The 17,603-nt window shown below is 71.9% G+C and carries 14 protein-coding genes; 9 read left to right on the top strand and 5 right to left on the bottom strand.

What is annotated here, in order from left to right:
• The first annotated feature begins 155 nt into the window (after window positions 1-155).
• The 4 genes from AB0N17_RS07460 to AB0N17_RS07445 all read left to right on the top strand — a co-directional run bounded on the left by AB0N17_RS07460 (window position 156) and on the right by AB0N17_RS07445 (window position 4,476).
• On the top strand, window positions 156-794 hold the full coding sequence (locus AB0N17_RS07460; protein ID WP_366010191.1) for a TetR family transcriptional regulator: 639 nt from the start codon (window positions 156-158) through the stop codon (window positions 792-794).
• Window positions 795-880: 86 nt separating this feature from the next.
• The gene (locus tag AB0N17_RS07455) at window positions 881-1,828 is read left to right on the top strand and encodes a PrsW family glutamic-type intramembrane protease (RefSeq protein WP_366010190.1); all 948 of its coding nucleotides are present in this window, start codon (window positions 881-883) and stop codon (window positions 1,826-1,828) included.
• A 74-nt stretch (window positions 1,829-1,902) separates the two neighbouring features.
• On the top strand, window positions 1,903-2,142 hold the full coding sequence (locus AB0N17_RS07450) for a heavy-metal-associated domain-containing protein (protein WP_366010189.1): 240 nt from the start codon (window positions 1,903-1,905) through the stop codon (window positions 2,140-2,142).
• Window positions 2,143-2,226: 84 nt separating this feature from the next.
• The gene (locus AB0N17_RS07445; RefSeq protein WP_366010188.1) at window positions 2,227-4,476 is read left to right on the top strand and encodes a heavy metal translocating P-type ATPase; all 2,250 of its coding nucleotides are present in this window, start codon (window positions 2,227-2,229) and stop codon (window positions 4,474-4,476) included.
• 841 nt (window positions 4,477-5,317) lie between these two features.
• Here AB0N17_RS07445 and AB0N17_RS07440 read toward each other — a convergent pair.
• The 5 genes from AB0N17_RS07440 to AB0N17_RS07420 all read right to left on the bottom strand — a co-directional run bounded on the left by AB0N17_RS07440 (window position 5,318) and on the right by AB0N17_RS07420 (window position 12,513).
• Entirely contained in the window at window positions 5,318-6,607 is a 1,290-nt protein-coding gene (locus AB0N17_RS07440; protein WP_366010187.1) for a citrate synthase, read from the bottom strand.
• A gap of 198 nt (window positions 6,608-6,805) precedes the next feature.
• Window positions 6,806-9,076 carry an ATP-dependent RecD-like DNA helicase gene (locus AB0N17_RS07435; protein ID WP_366010186.1) on the bottom strand — a complete coding sequence of 757 codons (2,271 nt, stop codon included), beginning with the start codon at window positions 9,074-9,076 and terminating at the stop codon, window positions 6,806-6,808.
• A 301-nt stretch (window positions 9,077-9,377) separates the two neighbouring features.
• Complete coding sequence (locus AB0N17_RS07430) at window positions 9,378-10,217, bottom strand: sugar phosphate isomerase/epimerase family protein (RefSeq protein WP_366010185.1); 840 nt, start codon at window positions 10,215-10,217, stop codon at window positions 9,378-9,380.
• Window positions 10,214-11,365 carry a dihydrodipicolinate synthase family protein gene (locus AB0N17_RS07425; RefSeq protein WP_366010184.1) on the bottom strand — a complete coding sequence of 384 codons (1,152 nt, stop codon included), beginning with the start codon at window positions 11,363-11,365 and terminating at the stop codon, window positions 10,214-10,216. Before AB0N17_RS07425 ends, AB0N17_RS07430 begins: the two co-directional genes overlap by 4 nt.
• Window positions 11,362-12,513: a Gfo/Idh/MocA family oxidoreductase gene (locus AB0N17_RS07420; RefSeq protein WP_366010182.1), complete on the bottom strand. Its 1,152-nt coding sequence runs from the start codon at window positions 12,511-12,513 to the stop codon at window positions 11,362-11,364. The genes AB0N17_RS07425 and AB0N17_RS07420 overlap by 4 nt, the downstream gene beginning before the upstream one ends.
• 264 nt (window positions 12,514-12,777) lie before the next feature.
• Between AB0N17_RS07420 and AB0N17_RS07415 the strand changes: the two genes are divergently transcribed.
• The 5 genes from AB0N17_RS07415 to AB0N17_RS07395 all read left to right on the top strand — a co-directional run bounded on the left by AB0N17_RS07415 (window position 12,778) and on the right by AB0N17_RS07395 (window position 17,593).
• On the top strand, window positions 12,778-13,824 hold the full coding sequence (locus AB0N17_RS07415) for a LacI family DNA-binding transcriptional regulator (RefSeq protein WP_366010181.1): 1,047 nt from the start codon (window positions 12,778-12,780) through the stop codon (window positions 13,822-13,824).
• Between the two features lie 104 nt (window positions 13,825-13,928).
• Window positions 13,929-14,414 carry a hypothetical protein gene (locus tag AB0N17_RS07410; protein ID WP_366010180.1) on the top strand — a complete coding sequence of 162 codons (486 nt, stop codon included), beginning with the start codon at window positions 13,929-13,931 and terminating at the stop codon, window positions 14,412-14,414.
• A gap of 133 nt (window positions 14,415-14,547) precedes the next feature.
• Entirely contained in the window at window positions 14,548-15,474 is a 927-nt protein-coding gene (locus AB0N17_RS07405) for a bifunctional helix-turn-helix transcriptional regulator/GNAT family N-acetyltransferase (RefSeq protein WP_366010178.1), read from the top strand.
• An 18-nt stretch (window positions 15,475-15,492) separates the two neighbouring features.
• Complete coding sequence (locus AB0N17_RS07400; RefSeq protein WP_366010177.1) at window positions 15,493-16,293, top strand: sugar phosphate isomerase/epimerase family protein; 801 nt, start codon at window positions 15,493-15,495, stop codon at window positions 16,291-16,293.
• A 76-nt stretch (window positions 16,294-16,369) separates the two neighbouring features.
• Window positions 16,370-17,593 (top strand): MFS transporter, encoded by a 1,224-nt coding sequence (locus AB0N17_RS07395; protein ID WP_366010176.1) that lies wholly within the window; start codon window positions 16,370-16,372, stop codon window positions 17,591-17,593.
• The last annotated feature ends 10 nt before the right edge of the window (window positions 17,594-17,603 follow it).

Below are 17,603 nucleotides of genomic sequence, written 5' to 3'. Positions count from 1 at the left end.
TGTCCCCTTCACCACGGACCGTGCCCGCGCAGGCAGGGGGCACGGAGGAGTCATTGCCAATAAACTGGCAAACACGAGAGATCGCTCGCGTTTCTCAAGAATGCGAGCGACCACTCGCGTTTGTCAATCACCTTGTGGAGAGCTGGGGATCACGCGTGTCCGACACCTCGGAGAAGGAGCAACCGCGCCGCCGGCAGGCCCGCGGCGAGCGCCGTATCGCACAGCTGCTCGAAGCCGCCGCCCAGGTGTTCTGCACCACCGGCTACACGGCCGCCAGCACCAACGCCATCGCCCGCGAGGCCGGGGTCTCACCGGGCACGCTCTACCAGTTCTTCCCGAACAAGGAGGCGATCGCGGTCGAGCTGGGCGGACGGCTCATCCACGAGATGCGGGAGACCTACGGCGAGGCGCTGGCCCCCGTCGACCCCGTCACCCCCCTGGACGAGGTCATCGGCGCCGCCATCGACCGGTTCATGGCGTTCAACACCGCGCACCCGGTGTTCTTCGCGCTGATGCACGGCCCCGACATGCCCGGCGGGATCACCGAGGCGCACGACCAGTTGCACACCACCCTGGTCGGACGCATCGAGGACCTGCTCGGCTCCCTCCTCCCCGAGGCCCCCGCGGCCGACCTCACCCGCACGGCGCACGTCTGCCTCGGCATCTACAAAGCGGGCCTGGAACTGGTCCTCGCCCACCAGGGCGCCGAGCGCGCGGCCTACGTGCAGGAGATCAAGAACGTCCTGATCCGCTACCTGGAACCCCTGGTGGGTGACCGGTGCGGCCGTACATGACCCGACGGAGGAACCCGGACTGCACCTCGCGGGACATCTGCCTAAAGTGCGGATGAACCGCCCAGCAGCAGTCCGAGGGGACCGACGTGACCCACCCCCCGCCGCCCGGCACCCCCAGGGCCCGCATCCCCGGCCCCCAGCAGCCCCCGCCGCCCTACCCCCGCATCCGCGCGGGCCTGTGGAAACGCTGCCTGGGCGGCGGCCTCGCCGTTTGGGTGCCGGGCATGGTGGTCACGTACGCCACCCGCAGCACCGCGCTGCTGCCGACGCTCGTCCTGCTCGGCAGCTTCCTCGTACCCGTCACCTTCGTGCTCTGGGCGTACGAGCGGCACGGCCGTGACCTCGGCGTCAGCGCGATCCTCGGATCCTTCCTGGCCGGCGGCGCGCTCGGCGTGCTCGGCACCGCGGTGATGGAGTCGTACCTGCTGCACCCCTCCCTCGGGATGTTCACCGGCGTCGCCCTGGCCGAGGAGGCGGCCAAAGCGGCGGCGCTGGCCTTCGTGCTGCGCCGGCAGCCGGGCGTCCGCGGACTGCGGGCGGGGCTGGTGCTGGGCGCGGCCGTCGGATTCGGCTTCGCGGCGATGGAGGGCGCGGGGTACGCCTTCGACGCGACCCTCTCCACCGGGGGCGTCGATCTGCGGACACTGCTGGAGACGGAGCTGCTGCGCGGGGTACTCGCCCCCTTCGGCCACGGGCTGTGGACGGCGCTCGCCGGCGGCGTGCTGCTGTCCCTGCGGCGCGTGGGCGGGAGCTTCCGGTGCGCGGCGCCGGTCGTCGGCACCTATCTGGGCGTCTGCCTGCTGCACCTCCTGTGGGACTCGGCACACGGCATCGCCGCACGGCTGGTGGCCCGCCTGGCCGGCGGCGGCCCGGCCGGGCGGCTGCTGCCGGGCTCCCCCGCCTGGCCGACCGCCGGGCAGGAGCACCTCTTCGCCCTGTTCTCGATCGGCGGGTGCCTCCTGGTCGCACTGGCCGGCGTCGGCTGGGTGCGATCGCTGACACTCCGCGAGTCCTCTTGGAGGAATACCCCCTAGGGGTATAGTGTGAGGAGCATGGGGTTCCCTGCTGGGACCCATCTGCCCCGCACGCCTCGACGAGGAGTAACGACATGAGCGCTCAGACCGACACCCCCGGCTCCGTCACCACGGTCTACAAGGTGACCGGTATGAGCTGCGGCCACTGCGAGGGCTCGGTCTCCGGCGAGATCTCCGAGATCCCCGGCGTGACCTCGGTGAAGGCCGTGGCGTCGACCGGCGAGGTGACCGTCGTCTCCGACGCCCCGCTGGACGACGAGGCCGTGCGCGCCGCCGTCGACGAGGCCGGCTTCGAGCTGGCCGGCAGGGCCTGAGACGTACGCCCGTTTCCCCGACCGGCCGCGCCGACCAGCTGATACTGGCTCCGTACGGTCCGGTCCGATGTCTGGAGTCCGGACATGACCAGCACCGCAGAGACCGCCATAACCTCAGGTACGACCGCCGAGGTCGAGCTGCTCATCGGCGGCATGACCTGCGCCTCCTGCGCCGCACGGGTGGAGAAGAAGCTCAACCGGATGGACGGCGTCAGCGCCACCGTCAACTACGCCACCGAAAAGGCCAAGGTCAGCTACGCCGAGGGCGTCGAGGTGGCCGACCTGATCGCCACCGTGGAGCGGACCGGCTACACCGCCGAGGAGCCCGCGCCGCCGCAGCCGGCCACCGAGACGGCCCCGGAGACCCCCGAGCGGGACACCGAGCTGGGCGCCCTGCGGCACCGCCTGCTCGTCTCCGCACTGCTCGCCGCGCCCGTCGTGCTGCTCGCGATGATCCCCGCGCTGCAGTTCGACGACTGGCAGTGGCTCTCGCTCACCCTCGCCGCGCCCGTCGTCGTCTGGGGCGGGGCGCCCTTCCACCGGGCCGCGTGGACCAACGCCCGGCACGGCACCGCCACCATGGACACCCTCGTCTCGGTCGGCACGCTGGCCGCGTTCGGCTGGTCGCTGTGGGCGCTGTTCTTCGGCGACGCGGGCATGCCCGGCATGCACGACGAGTTCCGCCTGACCGTCTCGGCGATGGACGGCGCCTCCACCATCTATCTGGAGGTCGCCGCCGGCGTCGTCGCGCTGATCCTGCTGGGCCGGTATCTGGAGGCCCGCTCCAAGCGGCGCGCCGGGGCCGCCCTGAAGGCGCTGATGGAGCTGGGCGCCAAGGACGTGGCGGTGCTGCGGGACGGCCGTGAGGTGCGGGTGCCGGTGTCGTCCCTGGCCGTGGGCGACCGGTTCGTCGTGCGTCCCGGCGAGAAGGTCGCCACCGACGGCACGGTGGTCGAGGGCGCGTCCGCCGTGGACGCGTCGATGCTGACCGGCGAGTCGGTGCCGGTGGACGTCGGCCCCGGCGACCGGGTCACCGGGGCCACGGTCAACGCGGGCGGCCGGCTGGTCGTCGAGGCCACCCGGGTCGGCGCCGACACCCAGCTCGCGCGGATGGCCCGGCTGGTGGAGGACGCGCAGAACGGCAAGGCCGAGGTGCAGCGCCTCGCCGACCGGGTCTCCGCCGTGTTCGTGCCCGTGGTCCTGCTCATCGCGGCCGGCACCTTCGGCGTCTGGCTGGGCGTCACCGGGGACACCGTCGCCGCCTTCACCGCCGCAGTCGCCGTCCTGATCATCGCCTGCCCCTGCGCGCTGGGCCTCGCCACGCCGACCGCGCTGATGGTCGGCACCGGCCGTGGCGCCCAGCTCGGCATCCTCATCAAGGGCCCCGAGGTCCTGGAGTCCACACGCCGCGTCGACACGGTCGTCCTGGACAAGACCGGCACCGTCACCACCGGCCGGATGACCCTCCTGGAGGTGTACGTCGCGGACGGCGAGGACGAGAAGGAGCTGTTGCGGCTCGCGGGAGCCGTGGAGCACGCCTCCGAACACCCGGTCGCCCGCGCCGTCGCCGCCGGCGCCGAGGAACGCGCCGGATCGCTGCCGCCGGTCGAGCACTTCGAGAACGTCCCCGGGCGGGGCGTGCGCGGGCGCGTGGAGGGCCGTGAGGTGACCGTGGGGCGCCTCTACGAGGACCTTCCGCAGGAGTTGGCCCGCGCGGCACGCGAGGCCGAGGAGCAGGGCCGTACGGCCGTCGTGGCCGGCTGGGACGGGCGGGCCCGCGGGGTCCTCGCCGTCGCCGACGCGGTCAAGGAGAGCAGCGCCGGGGCGGTACGGGAACTGCGCGCCCTCGGGCTGACCCCGGTGCTGCTCACCGGGGACAACCGGACGGTCGCCGAGGCGGTCGCCAGGACCGTCGGCATCGACTCCGGGAACGTGTACGCCGAGGTGCTGCCCGAGGACAAGGTGGACGTCGTACGGCGGCTGCAGCGCGAGGGGCGGACCGTGGCCATGGTCGGCGACGGAGTCAACGACGCCGCCGCGCTCGCCACCGCCGACCTGGGCCTCGCCATGGGCACCGGCACGGACGCGGCGATCGAGGCCGGTGACCTGACGCTCGTCCGCGGGGACCTGCGGGTGGCCGCGGACGCGATCCGGCTCGCGCGGCGGACGCTGGCCACCATCAAGGGGAACCTCGTGTGGGCCTTCGGCTACAACGTGGCCGCGCTGCCGCTGGCCGCCACGGGGCTGCTCAACCCCATGATCGCGGGGGCGGCGATGGCCTTCTCGTCGGTGTTCGTGGTGACGAACAGTCTGCGACTGCGCCGGTTCCGGTGAAGTCCCCGGGGGTTACCGGGGGTTAGGAGCAGCCGATGTAAGAGTCCCCCTGGAGTCCGGCGCGAGCCTCACATAAGCTCTTCACAAGGCTCGCGCATCATCCTTACGCTTGAGCCTCGATCTCTGTATCGGGGCTCTTGCGCACCTATAGGACATATGCAAGAGACGCAGATCACAGTGATGCGAACGTAACCATCGAAGGGGTTCGAAGGTCTAAGTTGGCGATGTCAGACCGGCGTCTTGGGGGGCGCTGACTGACATCTGGGGATGTCTTGGGGGACTTCCTCAGAGATGCGTTGCCGGGGCACGTACACCGGGAAGCTTTGAGCGGCCCTCCCTGCGTGCGTTGTCCCGGCAGATCGCACCGTGTCACTGGAGTGGGGCGAGTTTTGCTCGTTCTGCTCACCGACAGCGAATTCAGGCGCTGTCTCTCCGAGCGCCCGGCCGGATCCCGTGGGGGGAATCCGCACCGGGACATGGGAAGGCGCCCTGGTCGTCGGCCCGTGGGGGGACCGGCGCCAGGGCGCCTTCTGCTGCGCACAGCGACCTCAGGGCCCACCCCGTGGGGCAGGCCCTGGAACTCCATGACGAGACACACCGCCGCAGTGGGGCACCGGAAGGTCGGCGCCCCTCACCGGCAGGTGTCAGCGCTCCTCGACCGGCACGAAGTCGCGCTCGACGACGCCCGTGGCCGTGCCGACCCGGGGGCGACCCCCGGACCCCCGGCCGCAGCCCCGGAGCCCCCGCCCTTCCGGGCCGGCGGCAACGAGCGGACACCCGCCACGGGAGGCGCACCGCCGCAGTGGGGCACCGGAAGATCGGCGCCCCTCACCGGCAGGTGTCAGCGCTCCTCGACCGGCACGAAGTCGCGCTCGACGACGCCCGTGTAGATCTGGCGCGGGCGGCCGATGCGGGAGCCCGGCTCCTTGATCATCTCGGTCCACTGGGCGATCCAGCCCGGCAGGCGGCCGAGGGCGAACAGGACCGTGAACATCTCGGTCGGGAAGCCCATGGCCCGGTAGATCAGACCGGTGTAGAAGTCGACGTTCGGGTAGAGGCTGCGCGAGACGAAGTAGTCGTCGGAGAGCGCGTGCTCCTCCAGCTTCAGGGCGATGTCCAGCAGCTCGTCGGACTTGCCGAGGGCGGAGAGCACGTCGTGCGCGGCGGCCTTGATGATCTTGGCGCGCGGGTCGAAGTTCTTGTAGACCCGGTGGCCGAAGCCCATCAGGCGGACGCCGTCCTCCTTGTTCTTCACCTTTCGGATGAAGGAGTCGACGTCGCCACCGGTCTCCTGGATGCCCTCCAGCATCTCCAGCACGGACTGGTTGGCGCCGCCGTGCAGCGGGCCCCACAGGGCGCTGATGCCGGCCGAGATCGAGGCGAACATGTTCGCCTGCGAGGAGCCGACCAGGCGGACCGTGGAGGTCGAGCAGTTCTGCTCGTGGTCGGCGTGCAGGATCAGCAGCTTGTCGAGCGCGGAGACGACGACCGGGTCCAGCTCGTACTCGTCCGCCGGGACCGAGAAGGTCATGCGCAGGAAGTTCTCGACGTAACCGAGGTCGTTGCGCGGGTAGACGAACGGGTGGCCGATCGACTTCTTGTACGCGTAGGCCGCGATCGTCGGAAGCTTCGCGAGCAGCCGGATCGTCGAGAGGTTGCGCTGCTTCTCGTCGAACGGGTTGTGGCTGTCCTGGTAGAAGGTGGACAGCGCCGAGACGACCGAGGACAGCATGGCCATCGGGTGGGCGTCGCGCGGGAAGCCCTTGTAGAAGTTCTTGACGTCCTCGTGCAGCAGCGTGTGCCGCGTGATGTCGTTCTTGAACGTCGTCAGCTCGTCGACGGTGGGCAGCTCGCCGTTGATCAGCAGGTACGCCACCTCGAGGAAGGTGGAGCGCTCGGCCAGCTGCTCGATGGGGTAGCCGCGGTAGCGGAGGATGCCCGCCTCGCCGTCGAGGTAGGTGACAGCGGATTTATAGGCGGCCGTGTTGCCGTAACCGCTGTCCAGAGTCACCAGACCGGTCTGGGTGCGGAGCTTCCCGATGTCGAAGCCCTTGTCGCCGACGGTGCTGTCGACCACCGGGTAGGTGTACTCGCCGTCGCCGTACCGCAGTACTACAGAGTTGTCGCTCACGTCTTCCCTCACCGACGTAGTGCCTCATCTTCGAGGTGCCCTGACTGTCTCTACCATCCCCCATTTGGCTCAGGAGAGTGCACTCGGGGTCGACCATTGGGCCTATCGGCGGCACTCAGTGCCGCCAACCTGCTCATCCTGCCCCCTCGGAGGGGGCATCTGGAAGTGCTCTGTGACCCACATGACTCATTTGATCGATCATTTTTCGTGATGAGCCACGCCGAGCCTGAAATCGAGGGCCGTGCACCGCCGCCCCGCCGACACCGTGCGCACCGCCTGACCGATCGCCTTGCGTGAACCGACGAGGACGACCAGCCGCTTGGCCCGCGTGACCGCCGTGTAGAGCAGGTTCCGCTGGAGCATCATCCATGCCCCCGTCGTGACCGGGATCACCACCGCGGGATATTCACTCCCCTGCGACCGGTGGATGGTCACCGCGTACGCGTGTGCCAGTTCGTCCAGTTCGTCGAATTCGTATGGAACCTCCTCGTCCTCGTCCGTCAGCACCGTCAGGCGCTGTTCGACCGGGTCGAGCGAGGTGACGACGCCCACGGTGCCGTTGAAGACACCGTTCTTCCCTTTCTCGTAATTGTTACGGATCTGGGTGACCTTGTCTCCGACACGGAACACCCGGCCGCCGAACCGCTTCTCCGCCAGATCGGGCCGCCCCGGGGTGATGGCCTGCTGCAACAGCCCGTTGAGCACGCCCGCGCCGGCCGCCCCCCGGTGCATCGGCGCCAGCACCTGCACGTCCCGCCGCGGATCCAGCCCGAACTTGGCCGGAATCCGCCGCGCCGCGACGTCCACGGTGAGCCGCCCCGCCTCCTCCGTATCGTCCTCGACGAAGAGGAAGAAGTCCTTCAGCCCGTCGGTGAGCGGATGCTGCCCGGCGTTGATCCGGTGCGCGTTGGTGACGACACCGGACTGCTGGGCCTGCCGGAAGACCCGGGTGAGCCGGACGGCGGGGACGGGGCTGCCGTCGGCGAGCAGATCCCGCAGGACCTCCCCGGCGCCGACGCTGGGCAGCTGGTCCACGTCCCCCACGAACAGCAGGTGCGCCCCCGGCGGTACGGCCTTCACCAGCTTGTTGGCGAGCAGCAGGTCGAGCATGGACGCCTCGTCGACGACCACGAGGTCGGCGTCGAGCGGCCGGTCCCGGTCGTACGCCGCGTCCCCGCCCGGCTTGAGCTCCAGCAGCCGGTGCACGGTGGACGCCTCGGCGCCGGTCAGCTCGGCCAGCCGCTTGGCGGCCCGCCCGGTGGGGGCGGCGAGCAGCACCTTGGCCCGCTTGGCGCGGGCCAGCTCCACGATCGAGCGGACGGTGAAGGACTTGCCGCAGCCGGGCCCGCCCGTCAGCACGGCGACCTTCTCGGTCAGCGCGAGCCTGACGGCCGCCTCCTGCTCCGGGGCGAGGTCGGCACCCGTGCGGGACCCCAGCCAGGTGAGCGCCTTGTTCCAGTCCACGTCCCGGAAGGCCGGCATCCGGTCCTCGCCGGTGCGCAGGAGGCCCAGGAGCCGGGAGGCGAGGGACACCTCGGCCCGGTGGAAAGGGACCAGGTAGACGGCCGTGACGGGCTGCTCGGCGTCCCCCTCCGGGCCGGGCACCTGCTCCCGTACGACCCCGGGGTCCTCGCCCTCCGCCGGGGGGCCGGCCAGCTCGGCGAGGCACTCGATGACCAGCCCCGTGTCGACCTGCAGAAGCTTGACGGCGTCGGCGATCAGCCGCTCCTCCGGCAGGAAGCAGTGGCCCTGGTCGGCGGACTGGGACAGGGCGTACTGCAGGCCCGCCTTGACCCGCTCCGGGCTGTCGTGCGGGATGCCGACGGACTGGGCGATCTTGTCGGCGGTGAGGAAGCCGATGCCCCAGACGTCGGCGGCGAGGCGGTAGGGCTGCTCCCTGACGACGGAGATCGACGCGTCCCCGTACTTCTTGTAGATCCGCACGGCGATGGACGTCGACACCTCGACGGTCTGGAGGAAGAGCATGACCTCCTTGATCGCCTTCTGTTCCTCCCAGGCGTCGGCGATCTTCTTCGTCCGCTTGGGCCCGAGACCGGGCACCTCGATCAGCCGCTTCGGCTCCTCCTCGATGATGCGGAGGGTGTCCAGCCCGAAGTGCTGGGTGATCCGGTCGGCGAAGACGGGGCCGATCCCCTTCACCAGCCCGGACCCCAGATAGCGCCGGATGCCCTGGACCGTGGCGGGCAGGACCGTCGTGTAGTTCTCGACGTGGAACTGCTTGCCGTACTGCGGGTGCGACCCCCAGCGGCCCTCCATCCGCAGGGACTCCCCCGCCTGGGCGCCGAGCAGCGCGCCGACCACCGTGAGGAGGTCACCGCCGCCTCTGCCCGTGTCGACCCGGGCGACCGTGTAGCCGTTCTCCTCGTTGGCGTACGTGATCCGCTCCAGCACGCCTTCGAGCACAACGAACCGCCGCTCACCGGCCTGGTTCCCCGCCTGCTCCGCCATGATCCGACGGTACCGGGGGGCTCTGACAGCGGGGCGTGGTCGGGGTGGAAGGGCCATCGGCGCAGCCGACGCGAAGCGCCGTCGACTCGCCTCGCTCCAGCCCGAGACTCACCAAGAAGCGGGCGGCCCCACGGCAACCGATCAACCGACGGCCACAACATCACCGGCTCACCGACACATCGGAGGCGGGGGAAGGGTTGCATCCGGCCCCTGGATTTTCTAGCGCTGAGTTCCTGGGTTCCTTTGCTTCCCGCCCTCAGGTCAGCCCGCAGGTCAGCCCCGGCAGCCCCTGGATCGGCCCTCAGGTTCCTCTGATCACGTGCTGCACGAAACGCTTCGCCGTCTCCTTCAGTACCGCTCGGCCGTCCCGTGACCACAGCCCCTCGTTGAAGAGTTCGACCTCGATCGGGCCCGTGTAGCCGGCCGCGTCCACGTACGTCTTCCATTCGCGCATGTCGATCGCGCCGTCGCCGAGTTGGCCGCGGCCGTTCAGGACGCCCTCGGGGAGCGGGGTCGTCCAGTCGGCGAGCTGGAAGGCGTGGATGCGGCCGGACGCGCCGGCGCGGGCGATCTGGGCGGGGGCCTGGTCGTCCCACCAGACGTGGTACGTGTCCACGGCCACCCCGACCTGGTGTGCGGGGAAGCGTTCGGCGAGGTCCAGGGCCTGGGCGAGGGTGGAGACCACGCAGCGGTCGGAGGCGTACATGGGGTGCAGGGGCTCGATGGCGAGGCGGACGCCGTGCTCCTCGGCGTAGGGCGCCAGTTCGGTGAGGGCGTCGGCGATGCGTTCGCGGGCCGCCCGCAGGTCCTTGCTGCCCGCCGGGAGGCCGCCGGAGACGAGGACCAGGGTGTCCGTGCCGAGTGTGGCCGCCTCGTCCACCGCGCGGCGGTTGTCGGCCAGGGCCGCGGCCCGCGCCTGCGGGTCGATCGCCGTGAGGAAGCCGCCGCGGCACAGGGTGGTCACGGTCAGCCCGGCGTCCCGGATCAGCTTGGCGGTCTGCTCCGGGCCGTACTCCTGGACGGGTTCGCGCCACAGGCCGACCCGGCCGACGCCCGACCGGGCGCAGGCGTCGGCGAGTTCCGGCAGGGACAGCTGCCTGACCGTCATCTGGTTGATGCTGAAACGCGCCAGATCGCTCACTGGTCCACTCCGTACAGGGACAGCAGGTTCTTCATCCGTTCCTCGGCCGGCTTCGGGTCCGGGAAGAGGCCGAGTCCGTCGGCGAGTTCGTAGGCGCGGGTGAGGTGCGGCAGGGAGCGGGCCGACTGGAGGCCGCCGGCCATCGTGAAGTGGGTCTGGTGGCCGGCGAGCCAGGCCAGGAGGACGACGCCGGTCTTGTAGAAGCGGGTCGGGGCCTGGAAGAGGTGGCGGGACAGCTCGACGGTGGGGTCGAGGAGGTCGCGGAAGCCCCGCACGTCGCCCGTGTCCAGGACCCGTACCGCCTGGGCCGCCAGCGGGCCGAGCGGGTCGAAGACGCCGAGCAGTGCGTGGCTGAAGCCCTGGGCGTCGCCGGCGATCAGCTCGGGGTAGTGGAAGTCGTCGCCGGTGTAGCAGCGGACGCCGCGCGGCAGACGGCGGCGCAGGTCGGTCTCCCGACGCGCGTCCAGCAATGACACCTTGACGCCGTCCACCTTTTCCGGGTGCGCGGCGATGACCTCCAGGAACACCTCGGTCGCCGCGTCCAGGTCGGCCGATCCCCAGTAGCCCTCCAGCGCCGGGTCGAACATCGGGCCCAGCCAGTGCAGGATCACCGGCTCGGCGGCCTGGCGCAGGAGATGGCCGTAGATCTCCAGGTAGTCCTCGGGTCCACAGGCGCCGGCCGCCAGGGCCCGCGAGGCCATGAGGATCGCCTGGGCGCCGGACTCCTCGACGACCGCGAGCTGTTCCTCGTAGGCCGCGCGGACGTCGGCGAGCGAGCCGCCGGTGAGCTGGTCGGTGCCGGCTCCGCAGGCGATCCGGCCGCCGGCGGCCTTCGCCTCCGCGGCCGAGCGGCGGATCAGCTCGGCCGCGCCCGCCCAGTCCAGGCCCATGCCGCGCTGGGCGGTGTCCATCGCCTCGGCGACGCCGAGTCCGTGGGACCACAGGTGGCGGCGGAAGGCGAGGGTGGCGTCCCAGTCGACGGCGGCGGGTCCGTCGGGGGTGGTGTCGGCGAACGGGTCGGCGACGACGTGGGCCGCGGAGAAGACCGTGCGGGAGGTGAAGGGGGTGCCGGGGGTGACCGTCAGGGGGTCGGTGCGCGGCTCGTACGTGCGCAGGGTGCCGTCGGCCACGGGGAGTCGGATGGTCACAGCGCGATCTCCGGTACGTCGATGCGGCGGCCTTCGGCGGAGGACCGCAGGCCCAGTTCGGCGAGCTGCACGCCGCGGGCTCCGGCCAGCAGGTCCCAGTGGTAGGGGGCGTCGGCGTAGACGTGCTTGAGGAACAGTTCCCACTGGGCCTTGAAGCCGTTGTCGAAGTCGCCGTTGTCCGGGACCTCCTGCCACTGGTCGCGGAAGACCTCGGTGGCCGGGACGTCCGGGTTCCAGACCGGCTTGGGGGTCGCGGACCGGTGCTGGACGCGGCACCCGCGCAGGCCGGCGACCGCCGAGCCCTCGGTGCCGTCGACCTGGAACTCGGCCAGTTCGTCGCGGTGGACGCGCACGGCCCAGGAGGAGTTGATCTGGGCGATCGCGCCGCCTTCGAGTTCGAAGATGGCGTAGGCGGCGTCGTCGGCGGTGGCGTCGTAGGGCTTGTCCTGTTCGTCCCAGCGCTGCGGGATGTGGGTGGTGGCGAGGGCCTGGACGGACCGCACGCGGCCGAACAGCTCGTGGAGGACGTACTCCCAGTGCGGGAACATGTCGACGACGATGCCGCCGCCGTCCTCGGCACGGTAGTTCCAGGAGGGGCGCTGGGCGGGCTGCCAGTCGCCCTCGAAGACCCAGTAGCCGAACTCGCCGCGGACGGAGAGCACGCGGCCGAAGAAGCCGCCGTCGACGAGCCGCTTCAGCTTCAGCAGACCCGGCAGGAAGATCTTGTCCTGGACGACGCCGTGCTTGATGCCCCTGGCGTGGGCGAGGCGGGCCAGTTCGAGGGCGCCGGCCAGTCCGGTCGCCGTCGGCTTCTCGGTGTAGACGTGCTTGCCTGCGGCGATGGCCTTCTTGACCGACTCTTCGCGGGCGGAGGTGACCTGGGAGTCGAAGTAGAGGTCGACGCCGTCGTCGGCGAGGACGGCGTCGACGTCGGTGGAGACGTGTTCCAGGCCGTGCCGCTCGGCGATCTCGCGCAGGGCGTGCTCACGGCGGCCGAGGAGGATCGGCTCCGGCCACAGCACGGTGCCGTCGCCGAGGTCGAGGCCGCCCTGCTCGCGCAGGGCGAGGATCGACCGGACGAGGTGCTGGCGGTAGCCCATGCGCCCGGTCACTCCGTTCATGGCGATCCGCACCGTCTTGCGTGTCACGTCAGTCCCCTTCGTGGGCGCCGGGCGCCCCGATCAGTACGGCGGTCCGCACGGCGTGCCAGTGTGCAGCAAGCGCTTTCTATCCGCTGAGAAGCTACCCCTGGACCGTGGTCCGTACAAGACCGTGTCCCTTTCGAGTTGTTCGAGGGGACGAACAGGAGGGGTGCCTGGCTTTAAGGTCTGCTCGACACGCTCTCGGAACCAGCGGCAGGACCTGGCTGTCTACGAGGGCGTACGACGACATGCGCGACCGGAGGACGACAGATGACCGTGACCCTGGCGGACGTGGCGGCCCGCGCCCAGGTCTCCCCCGCGACGGTGTCGCGCGTGCTGAACGGCAATTACCCGGTGGCCGCGTCCACGCGCGAGCGGGTGCTGCGGGCGGTGGACGAGCTGGACTACGTCCTCAACGGCCCGGCGAGCGCCCTCGCGGCGGCCACCTCCGACCTGGTCGGCATTCTCGTCAACGACATCGCCGACCCGTTCTTCGGGATCATGGCGAGCGCGATCCAGGCCGAGATCGGCGGGCCGGGGGGCCGGGCGGGCGGCGAGCGGCTTGCGGTGGTCTGCAACACGGGGGGCCTGCCCGAGCGTGAGCTGACGTATCTCACCCTGCTCCAGCGGCAGCGGGCGGCGGCCGTGGTGCTGACCGGCGGGGCCGTGGAGGACGCGCCGCACGCGGCGGCGGTCGCGGCGAAGCTGCGGAAGCTGACGGAGGCCGGGACCCGGGTGGTGCTGTGCGGGCGCCCGCCGGCACCGGAGACCGGGGCGATCACGCTGACCTTCGACAACCGGGGCGGTGCGCGCCGGCTGTCCGAGCACCTGCTCGGCCTCGGCCACCGCCGGCTCGGTTACATCGCCGGCCCCGAGGAGCGCACGACGACCCGCCACCGTCTGGAGGGTCATCGCGAGGCGCTGGCGGGGGCCGGCGTCGAGGAGGACCCGGGCTGGACGGTGTACGGCCGCTACGACCGGCGGTCCGGTTACGAGGCCACGCTGGAGCTGCTGCGCCGGGACCCCTCGCTGACGGCGATCGTCGCCGCGAACGACTCCGTCGCGCTGGGCGCCTGCGCGGCGCTGCGGGACTCGGGGCTGCGGATCCCGGACGACGTCTCGGTGGCGGGCTTCGACGACCTGCCGTTCAGCATCGACGCGGTGCCGGCGCTGACGACGGTACGGCTGCCGCTGGCGGAGGCGGGGGCGCGGGCGGGCCGCGTCGCCATGGGCCGGGAGGAGCCGCCGCCCGGGGGGATCGCCTCGGTGCGCGGGGAGTTGATGGTGCGGGGGTCGACGGGGGTGCCGCGGCGTTGAGCGGCGCGGCTCGTCCACGGGCCGGCGGGTCGGCCCCGTCCGCGGGGGGCGCCCCCGGGCCGGACGGCGGAGCCGGACACCCCTCGGCGGGTGGTGACGCGGGCGTGCCGTGGAACGGCTCGGACGCCGTGGCCCGGACACCGTACGGAACGCCCGTCCTCGAAGGTCTCGAAGGCCCTGCCCCCTGCCCGTCCTGCGCCGGTACCGCGCGGTGGCAGGGAGCCCAGGTCCTCCTGGCGGACGACTCACTGCGGTGGGACACCGAGGTGGTCTGCCCGCGGTGCGGCGGCGCTGTGGCCGCGTGCGGCAGGGAGCTGCCGGCCGGACCGCGGGAGCGGATGCTCGCCGAGCACGGGCGCACGGAACTGCGGCTGGGCCCGTCGGCCGACCGGGTGACGGTCATGCGTGTCCTGCGGCGGGAGCTCGGGATCGGGCTCGGTGAGGTCCGGGCGCTGCTGGAGCGGGGATACGGCGGCACTTTCCCCGAGACCGAGCTGCTCGCGCGCAAGCTGCGGGCCGTCGGCGTCGACGCGCGGGCCGTACGTGGTACCGGTGAGTTTTCCGAAGGCCGGCGGTCCTCACCGCCGTAAGTGATCAGCCGTACGGCCAAGGGGTGGATCGCGCCCGGCCCGCGCGAGTCGACGCGCAGGCGTGGACGCGGGGGCGCGGCGGGCCTAGTCTCGGAAAGAAACCTCTGACTGAGTCAAGTATCCGGGGACGATCATGACCGTTCAGGACGTCCGTGCCTTCAACCGCTTCTACACGGGCGTCATCGGCGCCCTCGACTACGGGCGCCACCTCTACGCGCCGTACACCCTCACCGAGTCCCGTGTGCTGTACGAGCTGGCCCAGGTCCCCCATCTCGACGCGGCCGACCTGAGGACCGGACTCGATCTCGACGCGGGGTATCTGAGCCGGATCCTGAACAAGTTCGAGGAGGGCGGGCTGATCGAGCGCGGGCCGTCGCAGAGCGATCCCCGGCGGCGGCGGGTCCGGCTCACCGCGCGGGGGCGCGAGGCCGCCGGGCTGCTCGACGAGCGGGCCCGGGACACCGTGGGGGCGCTGCTCGACACCGTGGCCCCGGAGGACCGGTCCCGGCTGGCGGAGGCCATGCGGACCATCCGGACCGTCCTCGGGGACGAGCAGCCGCGCGAGGAGGTCGTGCTGCGCGAGCCCCGGCCCGGTGACCTCGGCTGGATCGTGCAGCGCAACGCCGCCCTCTACGCGGCCGAGTACGGCTGGAACACCGACTACGAGGGGCTGGTGGCCCGGATCGTCGCCGACTTCGCCGAGGACCACGACCCGCATCTGGAGCGGGTGTGGATCGCCGAGTCGGGCGGCCGGCCCGTGGGGTGCGTGATGTGCGTGCGGGACGACGCGCCCGGTACCGCACGGCTGCGGCTGCTGCTCGTCGAACCCGGCGCGCGCGGGCGGGGCGTCGGCGACCGGCTCGTCGGCGCGGTCGTCGGCTTCGCGCGCGAGGTCGGCTACCACGACCTGGTGCTGTGGACCAACGACGTGCTGAGCAGTGCCCGCCGCATCTACCGGCGGCACGGCTTCGCGCTCGTCGCCGAGAAGCCGCACCGCTCCTTCGGAAAGGATCTGGTCGGCCAGGACTGGCGGTTGGATCTGCGCGAATCGGGCGAGTGACGAGTAGGGTCCGTGCCCATGAAGCTGGCGTTCTCCACTCTCGGTGTCCCCGGCCTGCCCGTTCCGGAGGTCCTCGCGCTCGCGACCGCGCACGGCTACCACGGGGTCGAACTGCGCGCCCATCCCGAGGAACCGGTCCATACCGGCCTCTCCCCCGCCGAACGCGCCGAGACCGCGGCCCTCTTCAAGAGCGCCGGGGTCGAGGTGCTGGGCCTCGGCGGCTACGCGCGCGTCGCCGCGCCGGGTGACGACGCGCCCGTACTGGAGGAGATCCGGCAGCTCCTCCAGCTCGCCCACGACCTCGGCGCCCCCTTCGTCCGGGTCTTCCCCGGCGCCGACCCCGACCGCCCCCGCGAGGAGTCCGACACCCTCGCCGCCCGCCGGCTCGGCACCGCCGCCGAGGACGCCTCCGCGCTCGGCGTGCGGATCCTGCTGGAGACGCACGACTCGCACCGCACCGGCGCCGACGCGATCCGGATCCTCGGCCCGGTCGGACACCGGCAGGTGGGCGCGCTGTGGGACGTGATGCACACCTGGCTGGGCGGGGAGCAGCCGCAGCAGACCTACGCGGCGCTCGCTCCGCACCTGGGGTATGTGCAGGTCAAGGACATCGCCTCGGCCGAGGACACGACACCGCTGCCGCTCGGTGAGGGCGTGTTGCCGCTGACCGAGTGCGTGGATGTGCTGTCGCGGCAGGGGTGGGACGGGTGGCTCTGCTGGGAGTACGAGAAGCGGTGGTACGAGGAGGCGGCGCCGCTCGCGGGCCTGCTGGGGGCGGGGCGCGAGCGCCTGCTGCGTCTGCTGGGTGAGGCGGCGTAGCGCGGCCGTGCGTCCGAGGCTGCGGGCGCCGGTTTATTCACTGGTCAGAGGATCGGCGCCCCGCTAGCCTCCCTCGGTGATCCAGCCGCTCGTCGACATCCAGCCCCTGCGTACCTCGGCCGTCTTCCGGCGGCTGCTGATCGGGCGGACCGTGTCCGTGTTCGGCGGGTTTCTGACCATGGTGACGGTCATGTACCAGGTGTGGGACGTGACCCGCAGCACCGCCTGGACCGGGGCGGTGGGGCTGGCGCAGGCGTTGCCGCTGGTGGTGTTCGGGCTGTTCGCCGGGGCCTGGGCGGACCGGGCCGACCGGCGGCGGGTCTTCCTCGCGGCCACCGTCGGCCAGGCGGTGTGTTCGCTGCTGCTGGCCGTGCAGGGCTTCACCGGGCATGTGCCGGTGGGGGCGATCCTGCTGCTCGTCGCCGCGCAGTCGGCCTTCGGCGCACTCGGCGCACCGGCCGCCGGTGTCTTCGTGCCGCGTCTGCTGCCCCGGGAGCAGGTGGCCGCCGGGCTGGCGTTGCAGCAGGTCAGCGGCCAGTCGATGATGCTGCTCGGTCCGGCTCTGGCGGGGGTGCTGCTGGGCTGGCTGGGGATCGGGGCCTGCTACCTCCTCGACGTCCTCAGCTTCGGCCTCGGTTTCTACGGCGCCTTCGGGCTGCCCGCGCTGCCGCCGGAGGGCGAGCCGTCGCGGGCCGGGATGCACGGCGTGCTGGACGGGCTTCGCTTCCTGGCGGGTCACCGGGTGGTGCGGGGCGCGCTGATCACCGACCTGGCGGCGACCGTGCTGTCGTTCCCGGTGAGCCTGTTCCCGCTGGTGAACGCCGAGCGGTTCGGCGGTGATCCGCGCACTCTCGGGCTGTTCCTGTCGGCGCTGGCGGTGGGCGGTGTCACGGCGACCGTGCTGTCCGGCCCGCTGACCCGGCTCGCCCGGCCGGGCCCGGTGATGCTGTGCGCGTCGGGGACGTGGGGCATGGCCCTGCTGCTCTTCGGCCTGTCGAGCAGCCCGTGGACCGGTCTCGCGCTGCTCGTGCTCGCCGGGGCGGCGGACGCCACCGCGGTGGTGTCCCGGTCCACGCTCGTGCAGACCCGCACGCCGGACGCGCTGCTCGGCCGGGTGACGGCGGCCGAGGTGATCGTCGGCCAGGCGGGCCCGAGCCTCGGCAATGTGCGCGGCGGTCTCCTCGCCGGCTGGACGTCGGGTACGACCGCCCTGGTCAGCGGGGGTCTGCTGTGCGTGCTGGCGGTGGCGGCGGTGGCGACGGCGACACCGGAACTGCGGAACGGCGCGGTAGCGGCGTGAGCCCGCCGGC

The sequence above is a fragment of the Streptomyces sp. NPDC051133 genome (genome assembly GCF_040682635.1).
Taxonomy (GTDB): domain Bacteria; phylum Actinomycetota; class Actinomycetes; order Streptomycetales; family Streptomycetaceae; genus Streptomyces.
This window is presented reverse-complemented; position numbering and strand designations above follow the sequence as displayed.

Bases quoted from the DNA above. Each gene is read 5' to 3' on its own strand.
- AB0N17_RS07450 (WP_366010189.1), top strand. From the start codon at position 1,903: ATGAGCGCTCAGACCGACACCCCCGGCTCCGTCACCACGGTCTACAAG.
- AB0N17_RS07445 (WP_366010188.1), top strand. From the start codon at position 2,227: ATGACCAGCACCGCAGAGACCGCCATAACCTCAGGTACGACCGCCGAG.
- AB0N17_RS07435 (WP_366010186.1), bottom strand. From the start codon at position 9,076: ATGGCGGAGCAGGCGGGGAACCAGGCCGGTGAGCGGCGGTTCGTTGTG.
- AB0N17_RS07415 (WP_366010181.1), top strand. From the start codon at position 12,778: ATGACCGTGACCCTGGCGGACGTGGCGGCCCGCGCCCAGGTCTCCCCC.
- AB0N17_RS07405 (WP_366010178.1), top strand. From the start codon at position 14,548: ATGACCGTTCAGGACGTCCGTGCCTTCAACCGCTTCTACACGGGCGTC.
- AB0N17_RS07400 (WP_366010177.1), top strand. From the start codon at position 15,493: ATGAAGCTGGCGTTCTCCACTCTCGGTGTCCCCGGCCTGCCCGTTCCG.